The 16,672-nt window shown below is 54.3% G+C and carries 17 protein-coding genes; 10 read left to right on the plus strand and 7 right to left on the minus strand.

The annotated features are described in order from the left end of the window. Window positions 1–46 precede the first annotated feature (46 nt). The 4 genes from nrfH (at window position 47) to ccsA (ending at window position 4,168) form a co-directional block, all read left to right on the plus strand. On the plus strand, window positions 47–574 hold the full coding sequence (nrfH, locus tag J0L72_11265) for a cytochrome c nitrite reductase small subunit (GenBank protein ID MBN8691346.1): 528 nt from the start codon (window positions 47–49) through the stop codon (window positions 572–574). Beyond that, a complete protein-coding gene (locus J0L72_11270; GenBank protein ID MBN8691347.1) occupies window positions 575–2,023 on the plus strand; it encodes an ammonia-forming cytochrome c nitrite reductase subunit c552 in 1,449 nt (482 codons plus the stop codon). 118 nt (window positions 2,024–2,141) lie between these two features. Next, window positions 2,142–3,386, plus strand: a complete 1,245-nt coding sequence (locus tag J0L72_11275; GenBank protein MBN8691348.1) for a cytochrome c biogenesis protein ResB — start codon at window positions 2,142–2,144, stop codon at window positions 3,384–3,386. Continuing rightward, a complete protein-coding gene (gene ccsA, locus J0L72_11280) occupies window positions 3,383–4,168 on the plus strand; it encodes a cytochrome c biogenesis protein CcsA (protein ID MBN8691349.1) in 786 nt (261 codons plus the stop codon). The genes J0L72_11275 and ccsA overlap by 4 nt, the downstream gene beginning before the upstream one ends. 110 nt (window positions 4,169–4,278) lie before the next feature. On the opposite strand, the gene J0L72_11285 is transcribed toward ccsA, so the two are convergent. Continuing rightward, a complete protein-coding gene (locus J0L72_11285) occupies window positions 4,279–4,935 on the minus strand; it encodes a flagellar basal body-associated FliL family protein (GenBank protein ID MBN8691350.1) in 657 nt (218 codons plus the stop codon). A gap of 63 nt (window positions 4,936–4,998) precedes the next feature. On the opposite strand from J0L72_11285, the gene J0L72_11290 reads away from it, so the two are divergent. Then, the gene (locus tag J0L72_11290; protein MBN8691351.1) at window positions 4,999–6,024 is read left to right on the plus strand and encodes a hypothetical protein; all 1,026 of its coding nucleotides are present in this window, start codon (window positions 4,999–5,001) and stop codon (window positions 6,022–6,024) included. On the opposite strand, the gene gcvT is transcribed toward J0L72_11290, so the two are convergent. Both gcvT and J0L72_11300 read right to left on the minus strand, forming a co-directional pair. Continuing rightward, complete coding sequence (gene gcvT / locus J0L72_11295; GenBank protein MBN8691352.1) at window positions 6,021–7,106, minus strand: glycine cleavage system aminomethyltransferase GcvT; 1,086 nt, start codon at window positions 7,104–7,106, stop codon at window positions 6,021–6,023. The two genes, J0L72_11290 and gcvT, sit on opposite strands and share 4 nt — an antisense overlap. 76 nt (window positions 7,107–7,182) lie before the next feature. Further along, complete coding sequence (locus J0L72_11300) at window positions 7,183–8,511, minus strand: hypothetical protein (protein ID MBN8691353.1); 1,329 nt, start codon at window positions 8,509–8,511, stop codon at window positions 7,183–7,185. A 316-nt stretch (window positions 8,512–8,827) separates the two neighbouring features. Between J0L72_11300 and J0L72_11305 the strand changes: the two genes are divergently transcribed. From J0L72_11305 to J0L72_11320, 4 genes are read left to right on the plus strand one after another with little or no spacing between them, the layout of a single operon-like run. Next, a complete protein-coding gene (locus tag J0L72_11305) occupies window positions 8,828–9,271 on the plus strand; it encodes a sigma-70 family RNA polymerase sigma factor (GenBank protein ID MBN8691354.1) in 444 nt (147 codons plus the stop codon). A gap of 36 nt (window positions 9,272–9,307) precedes the next feature. Then, window positions 9,308–10,603 (plus strand): tetratricopeptide repeat protein, encoded by a 1,296-nt coding sequence (locus J0L72_11310; protein ID MBN8691355.1) that lies wholly within the window; start codon window positions 9,308–9,310, stop codon window positions 10,601–10,603. 3 nt (window positions 10,604–10,606) lie between these two features. Then, window positions 10,607–12,073, plus strand: coding sequence for a tetratricopeptide repeat protein (locus tag J0L72_11315; GenBank protein MBN8691356.1), 1,467 nt, complete (start codon window positions 10,607–10,609; stop codon window positions 12,071–12,073). Between the two features lie 31 nt (window positions 12,074–12,104). Beyond that, window positions 12,105–12,731 (plus strand): flagellar brake protein, encoded by a 627-nt coding sequence (locus J0L72_11320; GenBank protein MBN8691357.1) that lies wholly within the window; start codon window positions 12,105–12,107, stop codon window positions 12,729–12,731. Here J0L72_11320 and J0L72_11325 read toward each other — a convergent pair. Both J0L72_11325 and J0L72_11330 read right to left on the minus strand, forming a co-directional pair. Next, window positions 12,728–13,426: a fumarylacetoacetate hydrolase family protein gene (locus J0L72_11325; GenBank protein MBN8691358.1), complete on the minus strand. Its 699-nt coding sequence runs from the start codon at window positions 13,424–13,426 to the stop codon at window positions 12,728–12,730. The two genes, J0L72_11320 and J0L72_11325, sit on opposite strands and share 4 nt — an antisense overlap. A 45-nt stretch (window positions 13,427–13,471) precedes the next feature. Beyond that, entirely contained in the window at window positions 13,472–14,683 is a 1,212-nt protein-coding gene (locus tag J0L72_11330) for a TIGR00300 family protein (protein MBN8691359.1), read from the minus strand. A 65-nt stretch (window positions 14,684–14,748) separates the two neighbouring features. On the opposite strand from J0L72_11330, the gene rph reads away from it, so the two are divergent. Beyond that, window positions 14,749–15,468 carry a ribonuclease PH gene (gene rph / locus J0L72_11335; protein ID MBN8691360.1) on the plus strand — a complete coding sequence of 240 codons (720 nt, stop codon included), beginning with the start codon at window positions 14,749–14,751 and terminating at the stop codon, window positions 15,466–15,468. Here rph and J0L72_11340 read toward each other — a convergent pair. Further along, window positions 15,465–16,364 carry an acetylxylan esterase gene (locus J0L72_11340; protein MBN8691361.1) on the minus strand — a complete coding sequence of 300 codons (900 nt, stop codon included), beginning with the start codon at window positions 16,362–16,364 and terminating at the stop codon, window positions 15,465–15,467. The genes rph and J0L72_11340 overlap by 4 nt on opposite strands. Beyond that, complete coding sequence (locus J0L72_11345; GenBank protein ID MBN8691362.1) at window positions 16,365–16,610, minus strand: NIL domain-containing protein; 246 nt, start codon at window positions 16,608–16,610, stop codon at window positions 16,365–16,367. Between the last annotated feature and the right edge of the window lie 62 nt (window positions 16,611–16,672).

Consider the following 16,672-nt stretch of genomic DNA (forward strand, 5'->3'; position numbering starts at 1 on the left):
AATACGCGAAATCATAACCCTCTCTGGAGTTCCGCATCAGTTGCGGATGGCTTGCTTTGCAGCTATAGGTGTGTTTGCGGGGTCCGGACTCTACGTCGCACGAATCAGTAATGCGACGAGCTATCTCTCGGATGAACCTGAAGCGTGCATCAACTGCCACATCATGAAGCCCTATTACGCTTCCTGGCAACACTCTTCCCACGCCCGGGTCGCCACCTGCAACGACTGTCACGTGCCGCACGAATCGACCTTTGCGAAGTACGCATACAAGGCCAAAGATGGAATGCGCCATTCCACAATTTTCACCTTAAGAATGGAGCCGCAGGTTCTTCGCGCCACAACTGAAGCGCAACACGTGATCCAAAACAACTGCATGCGATGCCATGGCAATTTGCTTTCAGAAGTCAACGGATTCAGGGGCCATCAGCCGGATCGCCAATGTATCGAATGCCACCGCGAAACCCCGCATGGACGAACCACGAGTCTTAGCTCGACACCAAACACCCTCACTCCACCCCTTAAAAAGGTCGGAATTGGCGGATTTAAGAACCCAGAAAACAAGGAGAACAAATAAATGAGTAGTAACGAAGTCCCTTCCAAACCCAAGGGAAGCCTGACCGGGTGGTTGATCCTAGCTGGATCAGCGCTTGGCGTGTTTGCACTTGGTTTGCTTGGAAGCACCATTCTCGAACGGCGCGAAGAAGCCTCCATCGGCAGGCTCACGCTCAAACAACCCATCAATCAATGGGAATCCGACAGTTCCAAGTGGGGAGTGAGTTTCCCACGCGAATACGACACGTGGAAAGCCACACTCGCTTCTAATACTGAAACGGAGTTTGGCGGAAGTATTCAAAAGGACTATCTGGCTCATGATCCAAGATTGGTCGTACTTTGGGCTGGCTACGGATTCGCAAAGGGATACAATTCCCCACGCGGGCACATGCACGCCGTCGAAGATGTCAACGCAACTCCGCGAATCAACGAGAAGACGCCTGCGACTTGTTGGACTTGTAAGAGCCCCGATGTACCGAGGGTGATGGCACGCGATGGCGTTTCGCAGTACTACGCAAACAAGTTCTCGCACTACAAGGAGGACATCAAGAATCCGATCGGATGTGCCGACTGCCACAACGAAAAAACGATGGCGTTGCAGATCAGTCGCCCTGCGCTAAAAGAAGCTTTGGAGCGACAAGGTCGCGATATCGCCAAGATCACTCACCAAGAAATGCGATCTTTGGTCTGTGCCCAGTGCCACGTTGAATATTATTTCAAGGGCAAGAAGGAAAACTACCTCACCTTCCCTTGGGATAAGGGTTTGACCGCCGAAGCGATGGCTGATTACTACAAGAACAGCACGCACACCGACTGGGTCCACTCGATCTCCGGCGCAAAGATGATCAAGATGCAGCACCCAGACTATGAGGTGTTCCAACAAGGAATCCACGCCGCCCGTGGCGTGAGCTGCGCAGACTGCCACATGCCTTACAAGCAGGAAGGTGGCGTCAAGTTCACCGATCACCAAGTTCAAAGCCCGCTCACCAACGTCGCGAATAGCTGCCAGGTGTGCCACCGATGGGGCGAAGATAAGATCAAGGAACGCGTTCTTGGAATGCAACGCAAGCATCAAGAGATGCTGATTGAATCCGAAAACGCTCTGGTGAGCTTGCATCTCTCGATCGGCGAAGCCAAAGCCAAGGGTGCCACCGATGAAGAGTTGGCCAAGCCACGTGAACTAGTTTCCCTCGCTCAAATGTATTGGGACTATGTGAGCGCTAACAACGGTATGGGATTCCACGCGCCACAAGAAACAGCACGGGTGCTGGCGAAATCCATCTCAATCGCTAACGAAGGAAGGCTCGTTTTGGCTGGAGTTCGTGCAAAGTATGGGTTGCCACCAACCGCGCCAGCGGTCGATATCTCCACCAAAGAGAAGGCTCAGGAGTATATCAAGCCTTATGTAAAGGCTCAAGCCGATAAGAAAGCCGCAGAAGAAAAGGCTGCCGCCGAAGCGGCAAAAACCTGATCGCTCATCAATCTCCTTTCCTAGCCTCCTGGCCCCGCCAGGAGGCTATTTTTTCAAATAATTCCATATATGATGCAGGTCATAGTTTTCCTGAATCAAGCGATCCATATTCATAGTGATGATCGCAAAAATCCACTCCAAACCGGTTGACAAAATCCGCCCGAAATCTCACGAATCGTTTTGGCAAGGACAATTGGGTTACCCTCAGTCTGTCGTTCTCATCAGTTTTGTGTTTGCGCTGGGCATGGCCCTCCATTCGACAATCGGCTATCGAATTCCACACACCCTCAATCCAGTCATGTGGCTGCTCGCGCTCCTTGTCCCAGCGATGCTGATTGCTGGGCGAGTTGGCCGAAAATCCCACGTAATCCACTGGTTGACAGGCATCCCAATGGCTGTTTCTGTCACGGTTGCGGTAGGGGTCCTAGCGCTCATCGGCGGGATTGTCCCCGCCAGTGTAATCCAGTCCAAACTTCATGCCGAGAGCATTTGGTCGAGCTGGCCATTCTTGCTGATGGTCGAGCTCATGTTGATCAATTTGGTTGGGTCGGTCGGAAAGCGGTGCTGGCCACTCAACTACACCAATGTTGTCTATCTGACAACGCATGCTGGCCTTGCCACCGCGATCATCGGCGGGGCCGGCTCTTCTCTCCTGCTCGAAAGAAATGTGATGGTCGTGTTCCCTGGGGAGCCAGTCCGCGCGGCAATGACCCCGTCAGGAACCATGCAGCCATTACCGTTCTCAGTCGAACTGCGCGAATTCCATCTGGACACCTTCCCTCCTGTCTTGGCTGTCGCCTCGCTCGATCCGAAAGCGCCAGACGGTTTTCGACTCGATCCAGGTTCGGACTTTGTGAAACCTGGCCTACACGCAACCCTCAGGGGATACAAAATTGAGGTCAAGAAGTACTTTCCAAAGGCTGTAATGGGGGGCAATGGCTGGACCGCCGCCCCATGGAAAACCGCTAGCCCTGCCGCACTTCTGGTGGTCACAGACGAAAACGGCAAAAAGCACGAAGGTTGGGTGAGCTCCGGTGCAATCGATGCCCCCCAAGAACATCTGAGAATCTCCGAAAATGTCGCTATCGTCCTGCCGGAACCTCATCCAAAGGAATTCCGCTCTGACCTCACCATTCACGAAAATGGCAAGTCGGTCAAGCAATCGGTGAAGGTTAATTCCCCGATTCAACGCGGTCCATACACGATCTATCAGCTCAGCTATGACGATAAGGCCGGTGCCGCTTCAGCCTATTCCACTCTAGAAATCGTGCGTGACCCCGGCATCCAAGTGGTCTACATCGGCATGGGTCTGATGGTTTTCGGTTCAATGCTTCACCTGTTCAATGGAGTTTCAAAATCATGACAATGCTCGCTCAATTCGCCTTAGGAAGTTGGGTTGCTGCTGGCGGAGCTTATGCGCTACAACGCCGGCGCCCTTGGATCGGCGATCTCCTGACCATGCTAGGCATTTTCGCCAGTGCGTTGGGACTGGGAATGCTCTGGATCTCACTTGGCAGGCCGCCGCTCCGAACGTTGGGCGAGACCCGTATGTGGTACTCCACCGCGGTGCCTCTTCTGAGCCTTCTCATCGGATGGCGATTCAATACGAAGATTCTTGCGATCCCGGGTTGCCTGATGGGCGTTGTGTTCGCGGCGATCAACCTGGCCCACCCCGAATACATGGACAAGACCTTGATGCCTGCTCTACAAAGCCCATGGTTTGTACCGCATGTCGTCGTCTATATGGTTGCCTATTCCGCGCTGGGCCTGAGCAGTCTCGTCGGTGCTTGGACACTCGCGACCAAAGCCATTCGACGTCAAACGATCACTCCTGAAGACGTGGAAACCCCTCACAAGCTAGTGATGGTGGGACTGCCTCTTCTCACCTGCGGCTTACTTTTTGGTGCATTTTGGGCAAAGGAAGCTTGGGGGCACTACTGGACATGGGACCCAAAGGAAACCTGGGCGTTTTTGACCTGGGCAACTTATCTCACATACCTCCACGTCAAGCATCGTCACTCCGTAAAGCCAACGCTGAATCTATCGTTATTGGTCGTGGGGTTCGCAGTACTAATAGGCTGCTGGTTCGGGGTCAACTACCTTCCGACAGCTCAAGAGAGCGTCCACACTTACACGCAAAACTGAGTGAATGAGGGCCACTGACTTGTTCCCGTCAGTGGCCCTAAATAGAGAACTCGCCGGGGCAATAAATGCCCACAGCGAGTCTCATCCCCAACCCCGGTTAAAAGTCGTTTCTATTCTCTTTGGGTTGCAAAAGAGGTGATGTACACCTTGAGGACTGGACCTTCGTCCGAATCCCATTCTGGGTAATCCATTTCCTCGTGATTCATCGGAACGTTGTCGAAGGTGTAGCTCTCGTGGTGCTCTTCGGCAGATTCCTCTTCCTCTTTCTTTTTCTTAGATTTCTTGTCTTTCTTCTCGTCCTTAGCCGGTGCCTCTTCCTCGTGATGAGCCACCAAGTGCAGGACCGCATTCGCATCCGCTGCGATCAATCGGCGCAACCGCTCTTGAAAGTCTGGTCGGCGAATGTCCTCAACGCTAATCGAACTGAGTCGTTGTTGGACAGCATCTCGAAGCGCGGTCATCTCTGCGCTCGGACCACCGCCACCGTGACCACCACCATCGCCGCCCAAGTGGAGCTTTGAGTTCTTGTCGAGTTGCAGATTGATCTCGGCGCGCAAGAAGTACTGGCGTTCTCGAAGGTTCACCACAAATTCCGGAACCATCGCGACAACCTCACCCAGTTCGGGTTCAGGCTCTTTGACGGGCTCTTTCTTCTTCGATCCCATCATGAAGTAGCCGCCCCCAGCCAACACCGCCACCACGGCGATGATCAACGGAAGCTTTCCGCCCTTCTTCTTCCCACCTTCTGTTGCTGGAGCTTCTGACATTTGCGTATCCTTTTCAGGTTCTGGTGTGTCTATTCCATACCAGCCCGCAAATTTGAGGTGCGAATGATGAAAATTTTTCCTGCAGTAGTTTTAGCGGTGTGTTGCGCCCAAGCCCACGCCGCGCCGCCGATCACAATCGCACCTTTTTCTAGCTTCGACGGGAAATCATGGAGCGGGCTTACCATCGGGACTTCCACCGACAGTAGCATCAAGAAGCAATTCGCAATCGCCAAAGGTGCCATTCGCCCAGAGGCTCTACGGCTGATGGTCGCAGCACCCGTTGAGTACCGTGTCGACGCATTGCTCGACGACCGGGGATCTAAAGCTCGGCTTGCGGCCATCCGCATCGAAGCACTCGGCGCCGGGTCAACCGTCAAGAACCTCGTCCAGGAACTCGGAGAAACGCCGAAGCAGTCGTTCCCAATCGAGCGATTTGAAGATTGGAGCGTGTTTTCTTTCGAGAAGCGCGGGATCACCGTCTTCGCGATTGGTCCAAGTGAAATGGAAGTCGCAAAGGTCATTGTCATGACGCATCCGATCCATGTCCCGCAATTTCTCACCTCGCTCACTGCGGACAAAACCCAAATCTCCGAATATGATCCGAAGTTCTCTCGCGAGGATCTGACCGTTCGATTCGACCGCCCCTCGGTGAACATCCGCACTTCGAACGCTAGTGTTGATCGACGCTCATCGGTCGAATCCGATGCACAATCGGACCTCATGCGGCGGACTTACGGCGAATTTCTGCGGTACGACTACTCTGGAAGTGGCACGATGAGTTGCAACGTGGACGTTCGATGGGACAGCCGTCGCCGAGAGCTGAATATCGAAGCCACTGTATCAGCATCGGGCCGAAATGCACTGGGCGACGTTCGGGCGACTGGATCAGACAGTCGCACTTGGCGTGACTATGATAACCGACCCAATTTACGCAATCCAGACGTGATCTTGAACATCATCGACAACGCTCGCCGGGAGTGCGAGCAAAACTTCGATGATGCCGTGCGAAAGCAACGACCTCCTTCAAGAGAGGAGATTCGCAACTCGGTTTGGAATCAGATCATCAATTCGGCGACCAAGAATCCTTAACTGGACCGCTTGAAGAATCGCTTATTGACAAGCGTCGCAGGTTCTAGCTTGCCGCGAAAATCGAGCGCGCAGGCAGTGCTCAGCGGCACTCCGGAATCCACAAACGCAAAGCCAATGCCGCACTCCAGCATTGGCGAGTACACGCCGCTTGAAATCTCTCCCACGGACCGGCCTTCCACCAAAACTTGTTGACCGATCGCCGGTAAACGCTTTGAGTCGAGCTTCACGCCGACCAGCCGCTTCGCTGTGCCATTCGCCTTCGCCTGGCGGATCAACTCGCTTCCGATAAACTGCTTTTCCTTACCGATCACCCATCCTAGGCCGGCTTCGATCGGGCTCTGCTCGTCGTTGAGCTCATGCCCGTACAACGGTAACCCGGCTTCAACCCGCAGCACATCTCGGGATCCTAAACCGCAGGCAACGACGCCAGCATTCAGGAGTCCATTCCAGAGTTTCACAGCATCGGCGTTATCGCACACTAACTCGTAGCCGTCTTCACCGGTATAGCCAGACCGTGCAGCGAAGCAGGTAACGCCACAAATCGTCGCTTCAAACGCTCCAAACATCGGGGCGGTTTTGATTTTCTCAGTTTGATCGCTCAGTCCGGCAAGGATTTCGGTTGCCTTCGGGCCTTGTACCGCGATCATCGAAGTCTGCGAAGTCGTGTCTTGCATGGTCACGCCAAACCTGTTTTGTTGGTTCAGCCAAGCAACGTCCTTTTGATGGTTGGCAGCATTCACCACCATTCGAATTTCATTCGGAGCAATTCGGTAGACGATGATGTCATCCACGACTCCACCAGTCTCGTTTGGCAGAAGCGAATATTGCCCTGTGCCAAACTCCAACTTGGCGACATCGTTACTGGTGACATGCTCGGTGAATTCCAAAACCTGATCACCAGTGAACACCAAGCGAGCCATGTGCGAGACGTCAAACATCCCGGCTCCTGCCCGCACGGCGTGTGACTCCGCAATAATGCTGGTGTACTGAACGGGAAGTTCGAACCCAGCGAAAGGCACCATTCGCCCTCCAAGAGCAACATGAGCGTCAAAGAGTGCGGTTCGCTGAACGTCGGTGGTCATGAACCGAGTATATCAAAAATCAATAGCGGCAAGGAATTCTCCTTGCCGCTATTCGAACTAGTCGTTTGTTACGAGATTACTCGCCCGACTCGCCGTAGTTACCGACCACGATGTCAAAGTCGCCTGCGCCAACTTCTCCGTCGTAGTCCACGTCTTCGATCAAGTTGGTACCGCTGTTTCCGTAAGCTAGTACCACAGCATCGAAGTCGCCTGCGCCGATTTCGTTGTCGCCATCCACATCACCCATGATCAGGTTGAGGTTCTGGATCGTTGGGCCATTGAATGTGTCGCTTGCAAAAACCTTCGTCAATGCGCCTGGGAAGTAAACTCGCAGGTCGTAGTTGCCACCGTTGCCCGGTGCGCTAACGATGTATTGCAATGGCGAACCATCGATTACCTTGGCTGCCGAGGTGTACTTGACGATGAAGTCAAGCATGTAGTCGACTTGGAAGGTCGCTGGAAGGGTTCGACCGCCACCAACGTATCCGCCGAGGTTCAAGTTGCCCGAAGTCGATGGGCAGATTGCTGGGATCGAGAAGCCGCTGAAGCCGCTCATGTCCGTGAGTCGTGGTTCACCCAAGTTGCCATAGCCGGCTGGCAACGATGGCAAGAATTGGTTGGACATGTAGTCGTGGCTCGATCCATTGATCAAGGCCATGATCTTGACATTGCTTGCGTTGCCGCCGATCGAAGCCAAAGGAATCTTGACTTCTGCGCCAGTGTTGACCAGGCTTGGGTCATTGACTGCCGAATCCGAAACACCGCCGCCATTGCTGTTGTTGATCGAAACACGAACGTTGGACATCCAAGGAGCTGCGTTGTTCTGCAATTGCAAAGAAGCTTCTGCGCCGTGGACGCCCAGGCCGAGGAATGCATTGTCGGCTTCGTTAGCAACGCTAAAGTAGTCGGTTGGAATCCAGTATTGAGTGCCCAAAAGTCCGTCGCCGTCTGGATCGTAAGTATTGTTGGTCAACGAATACATGTAGTCAGCTTCAAATCCGGTTGGGAATTTCAGACCCGGTTGAGTTCCATCGGCGCCGTATCGTTGAAGACCGAATGGATCAAAGTCAGTGTATGGACCGACGAGTTGGTTCTGACCGCCAGGAATGCTGTCAATGAAAATCGCCAGCTTGTTCCAGTTGGTCTCGACGTTGCCTGTAAGGCCGAGGTAAAGATAAACGCCGTCGGTGTAGGCATACAAACCATCGAGCTCAGAACCGCCTGGGCAAGCATCTACTGTGCCGCCAGGAGCGTTACCAAACTGGGTTGGGTTGCCTTGCAGGAAGACGGGGCCGCCGCCAAAATATTGAGATTCTGAGATCGTGCCATCGATCACAGCAGCATTGGCTGCAAGCGCGGTAGTTGCGCCAGCAAGCATGAGCATCGTTCGCTTCAAATTCATCATTGAACTCCTTAACCTGTTCGCTTCAAATCTGCACCAAATCGGCAGAAAACCGCTGAAGCAGAAAACGGATTCCAATCGCCGAATTGGGGCTCGGAATACGTATTCTTACGTCAAAGTTTACACCAGTTCTTTGCAAATCCTGCGCCAATCATCAGAGATTTTTTTTGCATCACGTATTTTTCGCTGTTCGCGTACTCAAAAACAGGCAAATTTGCCTGCCACCCTGAACGGCCGGGCGAAAAATCGAGTGGTTGACAAACACCGGATCACCCTATAATAGTAGACACGTATCTACTATCTTTAGAGGGCGAATCCTATGACCGAATTTGAGACCCGAAAACTTGCTGACCAGATCCTTAGCCGAATACCACGAAACCCGGATGCGCCCCACTACACCGACGACTCGTTCCGGTGCAAGATTCGAACCGCGCAACGCCGGGCGAAATCAACCCCTGTTCCCCGCCCACCAGAAAGCATGCTCTACCTCTTCCGCAAAGAGTGGGCGGGGATTGTCGCCGATGCCAAGCTCACTTGCCGCCAAAAGGAAGTGATCAACTTACGGCTCGCGGGAAAGACCTTCGAGGAAATTGGCGCGATTTCCGGTTGCTCGAAGCAAGCTATTCTCAACATCCTGCAACAGGCGACGAAGAAGATTCATCGCTGCGAAGCACTCTATCCCTACACTGGACTGATGGAAGTTTATCGATCCGAAACGAATCGAGGGAGGCGAATGAACGTCAAAGGTAAACTAATTCGGTAGTCTGATCAGTCTACCGAGTGGGGTTTTCCTAGATTTATGATTCGTGCGGGTATGGTTCGGTGCGGCGAATGCGGCAAAGATAACGGTTTGGATGGCAACTTCTGCCGTTCTTGCGGCCATCCGCTTGGCGCAGACTTGCTCGCCGAAGCCAAAGCCGAAAACGACAAACTCGTGACCGAAGGGTTCAAACTGCTCAGCGAAGGCCGCCTAGACGAAGCCCAAATGATCGCTGGCACGGCCGCCGAAAATGACCCAAGTAACGCTCAAGCGCTTTCGCTCAAGGCGGATTGCCTTGAACGTTCCGGCGACATCGTCGGCGCGCTATCGCTGTATGAAAAGGTCGTCGAACTCCAACCAGATTCCGCACTAGACCGAATCAAACTCGATCACGTTAGAAAGGTTTTGAGCCAACCAGTTCCCGCGATTCCAAACAAGAAGCGCGCTTTGGGTGCCGCAATCGCCGCGATGATGCTCATCGGAAGCGTGGGAACTCTGGGAGCGATTTACATCAGTGGTCAGAATGCTAAGAACACGAAGTTCGCAGTCGGCAAGCCTGTAGCCTCAAACTTTGACCCCGTCACCGGAACAAACGAGGTTCAAACCGATCCGGTCACTGGCCGACCCCTTGCACCAGAAGTTTCAAGAGCCGAATACGAACGCCTTTTAGCCCAACAGCAAGCAGGGCAAGCCTCCGGGAACACCAACCAAACTCCAGCGACTTCGACCAGTTCCAACAACAATCCTAGGCTCCCAGATGGACGCACCAACGGTGGCATGGAGCCGATGGAAGGTGACGTCGCCCCGCTTCGACCGGACGTGACGATCCAGCCTCTAAACACCGCCGGCAATAACAATTCTCGTCCCGCGACGAATACCAATCAAGGTTCGCGCCAAGACCCGGACCCAACTCCATCGAATAGTCAGGCGACAAATTCCAACAACGGATCGACAACGTCAAGACCCAATCCTGGAACGATCGACATCCGGCCAAGCAATGGCGGAGGTTCTAGCGTCGCTGGCGGTAGCCAACCAATCAACGATTCCCCCACGACAGCGAGGGAAATGCTCGCCAAAGCACGCAGCCTTTACACCGCAGGTGATTTCGCCAAGGCCGCCGACGCTTACGAATCTGCAATTCGAATGGGCGCTGATCCAAGCGTTTCGAACCAAAGACTCGGGCAGTGCTATCAAAAGTTGGGCCGCAAGTCCGACGCAGCGAGAGCGTATCAAAACGCCATTAATGCCTACGAGCGACGCGTCCAAAATTCACCGGATGATGCCGCCGCCAAAACTGGACTTGAAGCCTGCAAGTCGGCGCTCGCCAGCCTTTAATCCATGAAAAACGTCGCACTCTTCGCGCTATTGGTCCATTCAGCGGTCGCCTATTGCGCAGAGCCGTCTGTACTGATCTTCCAGAAAACGATTCGCGAAAACAACGAAAGCCGCCTTGAGAGCGACATCGCCGCGTACTTTAGCGAAGAACTGTCGACTAATTTCAAGTTCCAACCGATTGTGTGGGCGATGTCCGATCCGGTCTTTCGAGACTACGTTTACGACGGCGTGATTCCCGCCGAGCCTAACCCCACCGACGCTCAACTTTTCGGCACCGCGCAAAAAATCAAGGCGCATTATGTAGTCGTGATCTCGATCATGCCAAAAGCTGACCTCACGGGTTCGACGATTCAGCTCTTCAAACCGTCCGGCGGCAAGCCGATCTGGCAACGAAATGTCAACGCTTCAGTGGTTGTCGCGGGCAATACAGATCGTGAACAAGTCGAACGATCCCTTGCTCGATCTTGGGCGATCGAACTCAAAACTGGACCGTTCAAGAACGATATGCGCGGTATCACCACCCCTATCGAACCGATTGGTCAGGGCAGCACGATCACACCTGATCCGACTCCGGTCCCTCCAGTAACTGACCGCACCGTGATCCGTGCTCAAGCCGAATCCTATCTAAAGTCGGGCGACAGCCAGCAGGCGATCAAATACCTCTACCAGCAGGTCGATATCTATCCCACCGACCCTGAGGTTCGAGCGATCTTGGTGGATATGCTGATCAACCTCGGTCTCACTTCTGAGGCCGAAGCGGAGTGCGCGCAAGCCATCAGCCTGTTCCCTGCTTCCCTCAGCTTCCGCTATCTTTATGCCTCCGTGCTCCTAGATCTCGGCCGTGCCGAAGATGCCGCAAACGAAATCAATGAATACTTGGCACGGGGCGGCGATCCATCAGCGGTCTCCGAAATCAAAGGGCGATCCGCGCTCGCCAGAGGCGACTACGCTGGAGCGCGAGAGGCATTCCTCGGGCAGATGGCGAAGCAGCCGACGAGTACGATCCAAGCACTCTTGGCCCTCACCGTTGCATTCGAAGGAGACACCAGCGAAGCTCGAAGACTCATCGACACGCTCCAAGTGAAGGACGACGCTGAGTTCAGCACAGTTTATCGAAGGTTTATCGCGGCCCAGACGAGTCCTATGAAGCGAATTGCCGATGATCTACGAGAGGTCTTGCGGCTGTCTCGCCTTCAGCCCGGTGTATCCGCGACCGTCCAAACGGCACAACGTGCTTACAAATCGGCATCGGCTCTTTCGGGAGTTTTGGACGTCCTGCGAGTGCCCGCCGCCTACAAAGAATCCCACGCCAAACGAGTATTGGCACACAAATTGCTCGCTCAAGCAACGGCGCAGATTCTACAATTTGCTCGAACCGGCGATCCAGAAGTTGGGGACGAGGCAACCATCAGCCTCACCGAAGCCCTGACGACGTTGAAAGAAGCCAACGAAATGTACGGTTCTGAGTAAGTAGCGTTGTGCCAACCGCAAGGAATTGGCCATGAATCCAGTACTTGAAATCGCACTTTGGCTGTTGGGCATCTTTTTGGCCAGCTTCGGCATCGCCTACATTCTCACGGGCAAGAAGCCGAAAGCTAACCAACTACCCACCCTTCCCGAAGGCACTTTCTGGCGATTGCGGACTTCTTCCGGCCTTTACAGAGTTCGCTTCATCCAGAGACAAGGACAAGAACTGATTGTTGATGCACCGCTTGATAAGAATGTCTATGTACCACTACGGGTGGGTGAATCGCTCCAAGTCGAGGCACCAGCATTCGGCGGTTGTGTTGCCTTTCGAACTGAAGTCGTGTCGCGCGGCGCAGAATCCAAACAGCTCCATCTGGCAATCCCAAGCCAAGTCCTGAATCAGAATCGCCGCCAACATCCGAGGGAGTGCTTCCCTGAAACCGCGTTCTCTAGGCTCAATGGCGAGCCCTCCGCTCTCATCAATATCTCGATGGGTGGCGCGCGGGTCATCAGCCGAGCCGAAGTTTCTGTTGGCGATTGGATTCGCCTTGAGACTCTCGATGACGAGAAAATGGGATGCGTCCTGGAAGTGCTGCCCGACTCCCTCGATGGTCGCCGGGCAAATAACCTACGACTAGTGTTCGCTGAACCGAGCGTCTAAACGAGCTTGATCGTTAGCATCCCAAGCGATTCGGTACCAGCTTGAACAGTGTCGCCTGGGCGGAGATACCGCCCTAGTTTAGATTCCAAAACAGGTGGCTTCATCAATGTTGGCCCCGCGATCAAGTCAGCAGCCCTGACCTCGTTCGACCGCGACGCCCGCACGATCATCTCTTCGAATTTGGAGTGAGAATGCTCTGACTCGTGCATGACCTCGCCGTTTATTTTCACCGCTAGCTTGGTGACAAACTGCTCTCCAACCACGACGCTGTCTGGAGTGGTCAAGAAAGGTCCGATGGCAAACGGCACGTCAAATGCGGCAGTCTGCGCGCCGGACCGAAGCTGATCATCAGCAAAGAACCCGATGAACATCACATAGCCCAAGATAAAATCGGTAGCTTCTTCAGAGGTCAATCGTCCGCCCGAATCCTTGAGAACCGCCGCCACCCGAACTTCAAAATCGACATCACCGGCGGGAACATCGAGCTCAGCAAGAGGCCCCAAAAACACCGCAGAGTTTCTATAAGCAAACTCGCCATTGCGATCAAAAACTCGCAGAGTGGGCGGCAGCGAAACAGGCGGCAAGAAATCCACGCGCCCAAGATCGTGGACGCCGATTGCATTCTGTCCATCGGTTTCGTAGACACGCCCCTCGTGGAAAATCCCCGAGCGCACTTGGCCCGGGTTATCGCGCAATTCAAATCTACAAAGTTGCATTCGTTCGTTACTCAAAAAATGGCGTCAGATCACGCCGAGTGTTCGCGCAAGCTCTTTCATGAAGAACTCGCAGTCTGTGACAATTCCAATCGCCTGATGTGTCCCGCGATCGGTGAGTTTGATCACGGTATCGGCGTCACTATCCACGCAATACGTCACCACCGCCGCTGGAATGATGTTCCCAGTAGCCACGCTGTGTAAGGTCGTCGCCACCATCAACGCAACACCCACGTTTTGAACGTTTTCGCGCATCGCGTCGGTCGCTTTGACCACATCGGTGATCACATCCGGCAAAGGACCGTCGTCGCGAATAGAGCCAGCCAATACGTACGGAGTGCCTGAAGTGATGCAAGCATGCATCGCGCCACCAGGGATGATTCCTGCTTCAACCGCTGCACGAATTGAACCCACTCTTCGCACTCGATTGATCGCTCGGAGATGATGCGTGTGACCGTGATGCAAGCTCATTCCAGTTGCGAGCTGAACCCCAAGCGACGTGCCCATCATGCTCGCCTCGATGTCGTGCGCGGCAAGTGCATTGCCAGCAAACAACACCGTGATCCACTTCGACCGAATCAAGGCCGCGAGCACTTCGGCACAACCGGAATGAATGATCGCGGGGCCACCAACCAAAAGTACGTCTTTGCCTTGCGATTTCGCGTGGCGCATCGCTTCGGCGCACTCTTCGATCATGCGGGCCTTGGGTCGCTCACTGCTGACATCGCTGCTCATGAATCGGAATGCGTCCGCTTCATCGCCCAGTTCGGTCTCGGTGGTGACTCGCACCCCATCCATCCCCACGACAAGAGAATCCCCAGCCTTCACTCGGTGCATCGGGCAAGTGATCGCCCGCCACTTCCCTCCTTCTTGCCAAACCTTGATGCCGCAGTCCATCTCTAATCGCTCAACTGGAATCCAGTTCGAATCGATTTGAACATAAGTCGGGAAATTTGTGGTGGAGTGAAAGTCCTCTGGAAGCACGCCATCCATATCAGCGACGGCGAGTTGAGCCTGGGCGCGGGAATAAACCGGACTCAGTGGCTCGCATTCCAACAGGGCCTTATCAAGCTGGTCAGGAGTGCTCGCTTCGAGGTGAAGTTCAGCCACCGAAGGCTCGCCCAGCCTCAGAAAAGTAACTTGGACTCGAACTCCGTGCTCGTGCAAAATCTCGGCAATCCGGTTCAATCGTTGATTGGAAAGAACCTCACCTTCAAGCCGGATGCGTTCGGAAATCATTACCCCATAGGGTACCCGTGCCTCCTCTGATCCATACCCAAGATTCTGGTACCCTCCCCTCCGAAATGAGAATTGATGGCCGAACCGCTGACCAGCTTCGCCCAGTCGAGATGACTCGAAACTTCGCAAAATACGCCGAGGGATCGTGCCTCATCCAGATGGGTGACACCCATATGCTGGTGACTGCTACCGTCGAAGACCGAGTCCCACCGTTCATGAAAGGGCAAGGCAAAGGCTGGCTGACCGCCGAATACTCGATGCTCCCGCGATCGGGCCGACAACGAAACCAGCGCGATAGCAATCGCGGTCCAAACGGTCGAAGCATGGAAATTCAACGGCTCATCGGAAGGTGCATGCGAAGCGTCGTTGACCTCGAATCAATGGGCGAACGGACGATCACCCTGGACTGCGATGCGCTCCGAGCCGACGGCGGGACCCGCACCGCTGCCATCACTGCAGCCTACGTGGCAACTTACGACGCCATGCGCTGGATGATCGATCAACGAATGCTGAAGAAGGTTTTGCTCAACGAACCTGTCGCCGCGATCAGCGTCGGTGTGGTCAACGGCACCGAACTTCTGGACCTTTGCTACGAAGAAGACTCCCGAGCCCAGGTCGATATGAACATCGTCATGACCGAATCGGGCAAGTTTGTAGAGGTCCAGGGCACCGCCGAAAGCGAACCTTTCAGCGCAGAAACTCTTGGCAAAATGCTCGCACTGGGCAAGAAGGGCATTCTCAACCTAATCGACCTCCAGAAGCAAGTGCTCTCGGAAGGCGTCTAGCCCATATTCTCGAGCATAAAGGCACGGTTGTGACCCACCATTTCTCGGTCCCAATCGTGCCCTCCGGGGTATTCAACAAGCCTTTTCGCATCGCCCGGAATAGCATCGAAGATCGCCTTCACAGCTTCCGGACGGCAAGCAGGATCCTTTAACCCGTAGCTCACCAGCGCTGGGACTTTCACCCGGGTTGCGACATTCATCGTGTCGTAATAAGAAAGTGTGTGCATCACCCGCTCCCGCCCAAGCGGCGCGTCGTCCATCACATCCACCAGCTCTTTCAGTGGGTAGCGGTATGCATTTCGGCTCAGGGCAAATCGCATCGCACCCAGGAACGGCATGTCCGCACAAACACAGCGCACGATCGGCGAGAAAGCCCCAGCCCACAGCGAAAGTCCGGCTCCCTGGCTCATCCCACTCACGGCAATTCGGTCTTCGTCAGCCTCGCTTTGGGCTTGCAAAATCCTGAGCGCGACCAGAACATGTTGAATCAGGGTTCTAAAAATCCAGGTTCCTGGTTCCAGCGCGCCTTGACCGAAGTACCCGCGATGAACGACGTACTTTTCTTGGTGAAATGCGCCCAGGCCGTGTAGGTTCAAAGACAGGCTAACCAGGCCTTCCCTTGTGCCGTATTCGTTCGGCAAAAGACTCTCGCGGCCGTAAGGAGGCACCCAGACAAACGCGGGCGACCGACGAGCTCCTTCGGGATAGGCGATCCAACCTTCGAGCATCAATTCTTGCCCGCCACGAAACGAGATCCGGTCTACAAGGTGGGTGCTCGTGTCGTGTTCTGGGGCACGTTCACGCCGAAAATAGAGCGGAACACCGTGGGCTTCCGCCAAAATCTCCGCCCAAAACTCATCGAAATCGTCTGGGACGTAAGGCTGAAACTCAGTCACTTACTTTGGAACGCCAACGGATCGTTGAAGAGCGTCGACGTGCAAGCCGGTGGTCATCAGCCAGGCGGTTGCGCGCTGGATCATCTCGACCGGACCCGTCAATTGCAGGTGAACCCAGCCAAAATCGGGCTCAATGCTGGCCTTCACCAAATTCACTTCAACGTCGAACTCCCGGCACAACCGGCAAAGCCAGGGTTGGGTCACTTGCTCGCCTCGAGCGGTCAATTGAATATCAACAGTCGTCATCAGTTAGAGTCCAAGAATTCCAGTTTACCCACGCGATTGTAGCCCTGCCGATTGTGTTAAAA

The sequence above is a fragment of the Armatimonadota bacterium genome (assembly GCA_017303935.1).
Classification (GTDB): Bacteria; Armatimonadota; Fimbriimonadia; order Fimbriimonadales; family Fimbriimonadaceae; genus JAFLBD01.